The organism is bacterium (assembly GCA_035549195.1).
In the GTDB taxonomy this organism is placed as follows: domain Bacteria; phylum Oederibacteriota; class Muellerivitia; order Muellerivitales; family Muellerivitaceae; genus DASZRK01.
Window position 1 is genome coordinate 1 of sequence record DASZRK010000016.1, and the last position, 9,309, is coordinate 9,309.

Genomic DNA, 9,309 nt, shown 5'->3' on the forward strand with positions numbered 1-9,309 from the left:
CTTTGGGTCCAATGAGGCCCATGCCGCCTTGTGCGTCAGGATAGTTCCCAACGAGGAAGGGCTCAGCTGGCAGCAGGAAATGGAAGAGCTTACCAAACCTGTCACGGACCGAGTGATCACCTATAAGGTCACGAAAGAACACCTTTTGGTATTTTCCGGATTTCGGGGTAAGGAAAAAGACAAGGTTTTTTATTGGAAAGCCATCCCCGTCCGGGTCGATGACCGGCGTTTCACTCTCTTATTTACAATGTGGTTCCCACGGGAGAAAAAGGGGACCTTTGATCCCATCCTGGAATACTGCGCGAAATCCTTTCGGCCGGTAACGACGGGTTCCCATCGGGTTGTCCTAGGTTGGAAAGAGACCGACGGTTCCCAGGAGATGGAACAAGCGGTCGCTGAGGCAAGGGCGTGGATGCAAGCTAACCTTCAATGCGGGCAGTATGGAAAAGAGAAGGGATGGGACGACCCACTTCCATCGGGTCCCTGCACGATCGAGCCGGAAGAGCCGGATATATTCGACCTGTCGGGGAGCGGTCAGAAGCAATTCATCCTGACCGCCTTCGGGTCTATAGAGCTTGTCCCCTACGGGAATCGATGCGATCAGAAATTCGTTCTGTTCACCGAGATGGGAGGCAAATTGACCCACCAAGTCCTTGGTTGGGACAACCAAGAAGACACTTTCAATTCCTATGGGGCAATGAAGGTTTTGGGGTTCCCTGATGGCCGAAAAGCTCTTTTATTCCTTATCGGTCAGATAGGGTGCCAGAGAAATGGTCACTTGTTCATGGAGGTCCAAGGGGTTGTTCGGGATGTCCTGGATTACTTGGAAAGTGACGATCCTTGCAGGGCCAGCCAACAGGTAGGGGCCCAAGGATTTGACAGTGTTTTGGAGTTGAGGGACAAAAGCCATCTTCGTTTATTCAAAAAAAACTATGAAACGATCGACAAGGACGGAGTGCTGGGTGTTCCGGCGAAGTTCCATTACAGCGAGGTCAACTATCGTTTTGATAAGACCCAAGGGATCTTCATACCGGATAGTCCTGAAAGGGAGCTTGCGAAGGGGCCTGCTGAAAAAGAATGGAATGAAGCCCCCAGGGACGTCATTCGGTATTGAACAAAGGGTCGGTTCAATTTCTAAAACTTTTGGAGATTTTCTTTCTATTCTCGCCCTTTGGTCCCCGTCAGTCTTTCACTTAACTCCCACAACCTCTTCGCCGCTTCCGGATCCACCGCGTAGGGCATAACCCCCAAGGGCTTCGAGGCGAACTTCTTGGCTGCATCACTGGTCAGGTCGACTACTGGGGCCACATCGCAGTCCTGGCAATAGACCCCACCCATTCCTTTTAAACTCGGGCTGGTGGCGCACCAGACGCTGGTCGCGGCCCCTTGCTCGACCGTCTTGAAGCCCCGCTCGGGGTCGATGACGGGCTGTCCCTTCTCATCCACGGCCCCACCGGCCTTGAGTTGTTCCGGCGTGATGTATTTCCCCAACCCCGTCGCCACGATCCCCCCGGGATGCACCGAAAAGGCCCGGATGCCATCGGCTTCTCCCCGCCGGTCCAGTTCCAGGGCGAAAAGGATATTGGCGGTCTTGGATTGCCCATAGCCCAACCAAGGGGTGTATTCCCGGCGCTCAAAGTTGGGGTCCTCGAAGACCACGGGGGAGTGGCGGTGGCCCCAGGAGGAGAGGGAAACGACCCGGGCGCACTGAGCGGCCTTGAGGGCCGGCCAAAGTTTGAGGGTCAGTTGGAAGTGCCCCAGGTGGTTGGTGGAGAACTGGGATTCGTAGCCCCGGCTGTCCCGGGTCAGGGGGCAGGCCATGATCCCGGCGCTATTGATAAGTAAAGAGAGGGACTGGCCCGTCGCCAGCCCATTCGACCCGGTAGCCGGGCTCAGGGTGGTAAGGCCCTTTAGAAACCGATCGGCAAAGGCGTCGATGGAGGCTGGGTCCATCAGGTCCATGGGCTCGACGGCGATCCCGAGGCCCTTGAGGGCGTCCTGGGCCCTAGGCACGTCCCGGGCGGGGACCAGCACCTGGGCCCCGGCCTGCCGGAGCACCCGGGCGGTCTCCAGCCCCAAGCCTGAGTAACCCCCGGTCACGATGGCGGTCTGGCCGGTCAGATCGATTCCCTGGATGACCTCCTCGGCGGTCGAGGCGGGGCCGAAGCCGGAATGGATGGGGGATTGGGGGGTGGTCATGGGACCCATTCTGGCGGGTCGACCTTCTGAAAGCCAAGGGTGCCCTTCGAGAGCCTCAGGGTTCGGGGGGTGGCAGGGGGCTGAAATTTATCACGCCGTGATAAAACCGGAGGCATCCCGACCGAACCGGGGGGCTGGCAGGGGTCGGGTTTTACCACGGCGTGGTAAAACCAGGCCAGCCCTTCGAGGGCCTCAGGGTCCGGAGGGGGGGAACCAGTGGCAAGTTTTATTACCGGGTAATAAAACCGGGTGGGCGTGGAATTAAGGCGTGGAATTAATTGGAAGAATAGGTATTCGAAAAATAAGGGGAATAATGGCATTCTGCAAGTCTTGCACAATGCCACGGAAACCCTTAAAAAACGCATGGTCGAAAATACCCTGAACTCCTCAGGGTCCGCAGGCCTGGGTACTGGATCCATCCGGAACCGAGCGGGAGGCACCCTCACCCCAACCCTCTCCCCTCGAGAGAGAGGGCGAGCAAAGGGGCTGAGCCTGTCTGAAGCGGGTGAAGGGGTCGATTTGTTACTAATGGTAACACTCGAAATAAGGGAATTTGAGGGGTGCTCCCAGGAGCAGACCCTTAACGCCTAGAATTCAATAAATGTATTGCTTTAATGATACATATATTGACTTTATGTAATGTTTTAATAATACTTAAAAGCATGAGACATAACAAGAAAAGCACAGTTCTCCAGCGTCAGCTCCTGGACCAAAAATTCAAAGATCTCCCCAATCTGCCGCCCAAACCACAAGGTGGATGGTTGAAAGCGGATCGCGTGGCTTTGGGTTTGAGCATTCGGCAATTGGCCAAGCGCTTGAAAGTCAGCCTCAAGGCGATCGATTCCATTGAAAAGAATGAAGCCCTAGGGACCGCGACCCTCAACAGCATCGCGCGTTCGGCGAAGGCGATGGGCTGCCGGCTGGTCTACGCGGTCGTACCCGAAGAAGGGGCTGATTCCTTGGAATCCATCTTAGATAAGAGGGCCCTGGCTTTGGCCCGCCGCATCCGGAACCAGACGGCCCATTCCATGAGACTGGAAGACCAAGCGGTGGAAAGCTCCATAGCGTCCAAAAGAGAGAACGACCTGGCGGCCGAGCTCAAGGCCAAGCAAGACCCACGGCTTTGGGAAGAACCGTGATCGACCTTTTCGCGGCCTCGGACGGACAGACGCCTTTGACCGATGAGGAAAAGGAAGGCTTGATCCCGCCCGCCATCGCCACCCGAGGGGACCTCAATTTGATGGAGGAAGCCAACATCCAGGAGGCTCGGGAATGGGCCTTTCGTTCCGGACGATCCGATATCCTCAACGATGCCTTTGTCAGGGAACTTCATCGGCGGATGTTCCGCGATGTTTGGAAGTGGGCCGGTGTTTACCGGAAAAGCATCAAGAACCTGGGCGAGCCGCCGGAACAGATCGCGGTGAAGGTACGGGAGCTTTGCACGGACGTCCATTGGTGGGTGGAAAAAAGCATATATCCGTGGGACGAGGCGGCGGCTAGGGTCCACCACCGATTGGTGTCCATTCACCCCTTTTCCAACGGCAACGGGCGGCATGCCCGTCTTTTCACCGATCTCTTCCTGGAGAAAATGGGGGCGGCTCCCGCAAGCTGGGGGGCCGCCAAGGCCGATTCGGACCATGAAAAAACGCAAGACTTGCGGAACCGATATATCTCCGCTTTAAGGGCGGCGGATAAGGGAGAATACCCTTTACTGGTACAATTCATCCGGTCGTAAAGAAGGGAACCATGCGCCAAGGATCGATCACCCAAGCCGCGCTTTGCCTGCTCCTGGGGCTTCCGGGTCTCCTTTTCGCCCCCCAACGGCCTGGTGGATTGGACCTTGGCAAGGAAAGACCCTGCGAGGTTTTTATGAGGCTTTGGAAAAAGAGGCTTGAATCCGTGGCTAAAACCATGAAGTTTGGTGAGGAAACCTTAGCCGGGCGACTTGGATCATAATTATCTTTGACCCTTATTAAGATATATCATTGGGATTAAATATCCCTTTTGGACGGTGGTTTATGAGCCGCTCATTCTATTTTTTGCTTTTTGTTTTGGTCATGTCTATGCTCCTGCCGTTTGCTTGTGGACCAAAAAGCTCACCTTCCGCCCCAGGATTAGCGCTACTGGAGTTTATCCCTAGCGCCACACCCAGCAGTACTTCAACGGCAACCAATACGCCTACGACCACACCCTCGCCAACTTCTACAGCAACCGCTACACCTACCGCCACCTTAAACCCAATAGTGGGCGCGGTCTGGAACCGAACCACATCTTCCGCTGCTTTTCCTGCCCGAGCTTGTCATCTCGGTCTTGTTTTTAACAACAAGATGTGGGTGATCGCAGGAGAAGACAGTTCTGGAGGCCGCCTTAATGATGTTTGGGATTCAACGGATGGAGCCACCTGGAACGAGGCCACGACGGCAGCAGCTTTCGGACCCAGGTTAAGTCCGGGTGGCTTGGTCTATAACAATAAAATGTGGGTCATTGGAGGGGAAAGTAATGGGGTCACCGATCTGAGCGATGTTTGGAATTCTACAGATGGCTCAACTTGGTATCCCGCCACCACCACGGCAGCCTTTGGAAAAAGATCGAATGGGAGTTATTTGGTTTTCAACAGCAAGATGTGGGTGATAGGTGGGTGGAATAGTGCTATCGGGTTCTTGGGTGATACCTGGTATTCATCGGACGGATCGAATTGGAACCAAGCGACCGCTTCGGCGGCCTTTGGGCCACGGCAATGGCATAGCAGTGTTGTTTACAACAATAAGATGTGGGTGATCGGAGGGGAGGACAATACTGGTTCCGAAAGAAATGACGTTTGGTATTCCATGGATGGGATGATTTGGACCCGAGCCACGGCTTCGGCGGCTTTCACTCCTCGGGTGGGTCATTCGAGCTTGGTCTTCGACAATCAAATGTGGGTGATCGGTGGGTTCAATTTTTACAATAATTACAACGAAGCCTGGTATTCCTCGGATGGCGTGAACTGGACGCAAGCCACGGCCTCGGCGGCTTTCAATGGCAGGAATTCCCACGCAAGCCTTGTCTTTAACAGTGAAATGTGGGTCATTGCCGGAAGATTTAACTTAACCAATTATTACAACGACGTATGGGAATCGCCTTAAGGCATTTATTGCTCGAAGCAGTAAATGCAATTGCTGAAAAGGCTGCAATTTTGGATCAAACCGTTATCTGACCAATCGGCGCTCGCCGAGTATGGCGCGCCGGTGGAACCCAAAAAACTAGAGCTGTTGCTTGTCCAATCGGAGCAATTTTGATTCGACGAACCTCCGGTCCATGCCACGACTGAAACGGGATTTCCAAATTCGTCCAGATTTGGAGGGACAAGCGGGTACAAACCATAAGTACTCCCGAAAACCGTAACTCCGTCCGTCCGGACCCAAATTGCGGGTGTGATCCGGTTAAAGGCGTAGGTTGTTGATGTTGAAAGGAAAGCGACCCAGGTTCCTCCGAGCGTGGCTGCGGCTGCCCGTGCGTTGCAAATGGAATCGGCGCCGGACAAACCTCCTAAATTGGGTGGATAGGCCAAGGAGGTTACGAACATCCTTTTAACGGGTAGTGGGGTGAAGGTGAAGGTGGGGGTCCAGGTATTGGTCGGGGTTGGTGTATTGGTAGGAGTTGGTGAATTGGTCGGGGTCCGGGTATTTGTGGGGGTGAAGGAAATGGTCGGCGAAAAGGTGTTTGTTGGGGTATCGGTGATCGTGGGGGTATTGGTGACCGTCGGGGAATTGGTGGGGGTGTAGGTGGGTGCAAGGCAAGTCTCTCCGTAAAGCACGAATTGGGGCCCGTTCCAATTGGAGGAATAGACCGTGATCGTATTGGGGAAAGCGGATGCGTTATCGGTAGCGACCACTCCTCCGGAAAGCGCGGCTAAAGCCACGCTTCCATTTGCCGTTAAGGCTAACCAATAAAAATTAGTGCCCGTAAGCAAGACGGGATTGTTCAATGGGGCCGAATTGACACCTGCCGAATAAACAGTTTGGGTTCCAGTTCGGCCCAATAAGTTCGTCGGGAACGTTCCGGTCCCATTGTCCCCATAAACACCCAATTCAAATTGTTTCCCAACATCCGTGGAATAAAGGGAAAGACTTACCAAGGTCGTGGCACTGGCCGCTTGATAACGGTCCAAATAAACCACGGACGCGATGCTGGTTTCCGAGTTGAAGGTGGAATTTCCGAAGTAACCTCCGCCCGGGCAGGGTGTGAAGAATGGGGTCGGGGTCAGGAAGGGAGGGATGGGTGTGTGGGTGGACGTGATGGTCGGAGTGTTTGCGGGGACCTTGGGTGTCACTAGGATGGAATTGCATGAACTTAGGAAAAAACAGCTCATTGCCATCAAAATGCAAGCGGTCGTGATGAAAAGGAGGGTTTTTCGTTGCGGCCCCATCATGATCATCGATACTCCCAAAAATATTGATTCAAATTTTCAGTAGGGATTGTCGGGCCCTTAAGGGCAACTCGTCACCACTAGGTTCTTGAAGTGAACCAGGTTTGGATTTCGTAAGCAACAGACGGAAAAACCGACGCTTCCGGTTGGATAAGTGGTGTCTCCAAAGCCATAAAGGTAAGTGGTTCCGCTACCCGTATCGACATAAAAGGCGAAATTTGAGCCTTGGCACACTACTTTGAAATGGGCCCAGGTACCCGCCGTGTAGGTTGGGACCGAAGCCCCGGTGCCATATCCTCCGCCAAAATACTGATAGGAATTACCGTAGGACCCGTAATTGGATAGGACCTGCCAGTAAGGAACAGGATTCTCGGCGTTATCGTTCAGGATGAAGGAATAACATGACATGTTGGAACCACTGAAAGAGCTACGAACAGCGGCTCCGAAAAAACCACTGCCTGACAAAAGGTCCATTTTTGAGTCGAACTCTAAGGTGTAATTGGAAAGGGAATGACTGAGGATAGCGTCTTTTATCTGTACCATCGCACTTGAGGCGCCAGTGTATAAACCGGTAGCGCTATCAGGTGTCATTAAAAACTCTCCGCCCGTAATTTGAAAACTCATCGGTCTACCGGTCGTTCGCTCAAAAGACTCATAATTGGAAAAGGTCGATGAATTGCTGAAGTCATCCGAATAAAGAGTGACGCTAGAAGCCCCACAGGTGGGTATGGTGGCCGGTGTGGGGGTGACAGAAGGGGTGAAGGTTGAGGTGGGTGTGAAGGTGTTTGTAGGGGTGTAGGTGAGGGTTGAACTGTAAGTATTCGTTGGGGTGAATGTGATGGTGGGGGTGTTTGTGATCGTTGGGGTTTTGGTGAGGGTGAAGGTGAAAGTGGGTGTATAGGTATGCGAGCCGGTCGGGGTCCAGGTGGGGGTGAATGTCGGGATTTTGGACGTAATCGTAATTGGATCACATGAAATGGAAAAAAATATCGCGACGAACGATGTAGAAATGAAAACTAAAAATTTGATCCTATTCATTGGTCGGACACTCTTTTCTCCACGATCTTCCATTTAAAACCAATAAAAGTTCAGCGAAAAATTGATGTTAAGACCTGTGTAATCCAGGGTCGCATAACGTAACCCGTCTTGGCCGATGGCTTGAGGGGACGCCAGGCCAATATCCCCTTGAGAGTCGGTGGCCAGGACAGCCTGGCCGCTCCCGCCGGTGGTTACCAGATAATCGTTCTGGAGCTTGTTGATGGTCAAGTAACGAAAGCGGGCCGCCAACTGAAAGCCGATATCCGAGGCGAGGCGCCATTCCTTGCCTAAGCCGAAGGTGAATCCAACCCCATTGCCGCTCAGGGGGCCTTGGATCGTCTCGGTGGGATCGTTCTGGTAGTAATCGGTCACGGACAAACCGAAAAGGACGCCCCCGGTCAGGAAAAATCGACTGGACGCCTCGGGAAAGTAACGGTAGTAGTTCAACCCGAACAGGAAGAGTTGGGGGTTGATGGTCAGTGAGACCGGACTAGAGGGGCCCAGGTCCTCGTGGAATCCATGGCCGGTTTCAAACCCCGCCGAGAGTGACAGGGTATCCTGGGGATCCAAGGGTTGCCCAAATTCCAGGGCGAATTGGAATCCGATATTGGCGACCGAACCGCTTCCTGGGGCGTGATATTGGGTGAGAATGGCGTTCCAGGCGTTGGCGGAGACGGAAAGGTCCTGCAAGAGGGCATAATCCAAGCTGGTGGAAAGATTCAACCAAGGGGCATGACCCCAGTGAGTGGGAGTTGTTTCAGGAAGGGTTGCTTCGGGTTTTGTTTCTTTTTTTCCTTTGGAGTGCCCCTTTTTATCGGGGGGCGGGATCTTCTTGATGAATTCCTTGAGTTCCGGGTTTTCGGGGTTCCGTTTCAGGCTCTCGTCGAAAGCGGCTTTCATTTCCTTCGGTTTTCCCAATTGGTAATAACAATAACCTTCCTGCTGGTAGGCTTCCCATGAATCGGGGTCATCATCCAGAGCTTCCTTGAAGTCGATCAGGGCTTTGTCGTATTGGCCCAGGTTGTAGGCGGTCATGCCTTTTTGGTAATAGGTCAATTTCTTCTGGGAGGTTTGAGCCGGACATCGGGAGGTTGGCCATGTGAACAGGGTGAGGAACGCTAAAAAGAGGTAAAAAAACCTGGGCTTCATAGGATCCTTTGGCGAGAAAAGAGGATCGAAAAATACCGGCCTATCCTAAATGCGGTTGTTGAGAGCGTCAATGAGCTCAGGAGACCAATAGAATTCAAACTCTGGTCGACCCAGAGGTAATATCCTTGGGAATGATTTTATTTTGGACCGGTCCGAAAAACCCGGCCGGGCTGGAACTGATTCGTAGTAACGAAATGAATGGTAGGTGATCCAATGATCCGAAGAACATTCACCCAAGCCGCGCTTTGCCTGCTCCTGGGGCTTCCGGCCCTCCTACTCGCCCAATCCAGCGCCCATCCCCCCAACGGCCTGGTCGAAACAGGCGGCGGGCCCTGGGTCCTTTCCCCCACCCCCATGCCGGTCCTGCCTATGGACGACATCACGGTCTATGCCTTCAGCCAGACCGGCACCCACGACATCGACCCCCAGGTCCTGGACCTGGCCCCCGATATCTCCATCCGCACCTGGGCCAAGTGGGACCGCTACGGGGTACAGCCTTCCGACTATAACTTCCA

The 9,309-nt window shown here is 53.6% G+C and carries 10 protein-coding genes; 6 read left to right on the forward strand and 4 right to left on the reverse strand.

What is annotated here, in order from left to right; genetic code table 11:
• On the forward strand, window positions 1-1,114 hold a 1,114-nt coding region (locus tag VHE12_03170; GenBank protein HVZ79783.1), incomplete at its 5' end, for a hypothetical protein.
• Window positions 1,115-1,158: 44 nt separating this feature from the next.
• Here VHE12_03170 and VHE12_03175 read toward each other — a convergent pair.
• Window positions 1,159-2,199 carry an SDR family NAD(P)-dependent oxidoreductase gene (locus tag VHE12_03175; GenBank protein HVZ79784.1) on the reverse strand — a complete coding sequence of 347 codons (1,041 nt, stop codon included), beginning with the start codon at window positions 2,197-2,199 and terminating at the stop codon, window positions 1,159-1,161.
• A gap of 662 nt (window positions 2,200-2,861) precedes the next feature.
• Between VHE12_03175 and VHE12_03180 the strand changes: the two genes are divergently transcribed.
• From VHE12_03180 to VHE12_03195, 4 genes are all read left to right on the forward strand, one after another.
• Window positions 2,862-3,338, forward strand: coding sequence for a mobile mystery protein A (locus tag VHE12_03180; GenBank protein HVZ79785.1), 477 nt, complete (start codon window positions 2,862-2,864; stop codon window positions 3,336-3,338).
• Entirely contained in the window at window positions 3,335-3,934 is a 600-nt protein-coding gene (locus VHE12_03185) for a mobile mystery protein B (protein ID HVZ79786.1), read from the forward strand. Before VHE12_03180 ends, VHE12_03185 begins: the two co-directional genes overlap by 4 nt.
• 250 nt (window positions 3,935-4,184) lie before the next feature.
• Entirely contained in the window at window positions 4,185-5,324 is a 1,140-nt protein-coding gene (locus VHE12_03190) for a hypothetical protein (GenBank protein HVZ79787.1), read from the forward strand.
• Window positions 5,325-5,348: 24 nt separating this feature from the next.
• Entirely contained in the window at window positions 5,349-5,477 is a 129-nt protein-coding gene (locus VHE12_03195; GenBank protein ID HVZ79788.1) for a hypothetical protein, read from the forward strand.
• Window positions 5,478-5,768: 291 nt separating this feature from the next.
• Here VHE12_03195 and VHE12_03200 read toward each other — a convergent pair whose 3' ends face one another.
• The 3 genes from VHE12_03200 to VHE12_03210 form a co-directional block, all read right to left on the reverse strand.
• Window positions 5,769-5,978 (reverse strand): hypothetical protein, encoded by a 210-nt coding sequence (locus VHE12_03200; GenBank protein ID HVZ79789.1) that lies wholly within the window; start codon window positions 5,976-5,978, stop codon window positions 5,769-5,771.
• A 689-nt stretch (window positions 5,979-6,667) separates the two neighbouring features.
• Window positions 6,668-7,645: a hypothetical protein gene (locus tag VHE12_03205; GenBank protein ID HVZ79790.1), complete on the reverse strand. Its 978-nt coding sequence runs from the start codon at window positions 7,643-7,645 to the stop codon at window positions 6,668-6,670.
• A gap of 33 nt (window positions 7,646-7,678) precedes the next feature.
• The gene (locus VHE12_03210) at window positions 7,679-8,794 is read right to left on the reverse strand and encodes a tetratricopeptide repeat protein (GenBank protein HVZ79791.1); all 1,116 of its coding nucleotides are present in this window, start codon (window positions 8,792-8,794) and stop codon (window positions 7,679-7,681) included.
• 213 nt (window positions 8,795-9,007) lie between these two features.
• On the opposite strand from VHE12_03210, the gene VHE12_03215 reads away from it, so the two are divergent.
• On the forward strand, window positions 9,008-9,309 hold a 302-nt coding region (locus VHE12_03215), incomplete at its 3' end, for a hypothetical protein (GenBank protein HVZ79792.1).

What these genes read in the sequence shown, in the direction of transcription:
- VHE12_03180 (HVZ79785.1), top strand. Translation starts at nt 2,862, where the DNA reads ATGAGACATAACAAGAAAAGCACAGTTCTCCAGCGTCAGCTCCTGGAC.
- VHE12_03175 (HVZ79784.1), bottom strand. Translation starts at nt 2,199, where the DNA reads ATGACCACCCCCCAATCCCCCATCCATTCCGGCTTCGGCCCCGCCTCG.
- VHE12_03205 (HVZ79790.1), bottom strand. Translation starts at nt 7,645, where the DNA reads ATGAATAGGATCAAATTTTTAGTTTTCATTTCTACATCGTTCGTCGCG.
- VHE12_03195 (HVZ79788.1), top strand. Translation starts at nt 5,349, where the DNA reads ATGCAATTGCTGAAAAGGCTGCAATTTTGGATCAAACCGTTATCTGAC.
- VHE12_03210 (HVZ79791.1), bottom strand. Translation starts at nt 8,794, where the DNA reads ATGAAGCCCAGGTTTTTTTACCTCTTTTTAGCGTTCCTCACCCTGTTC.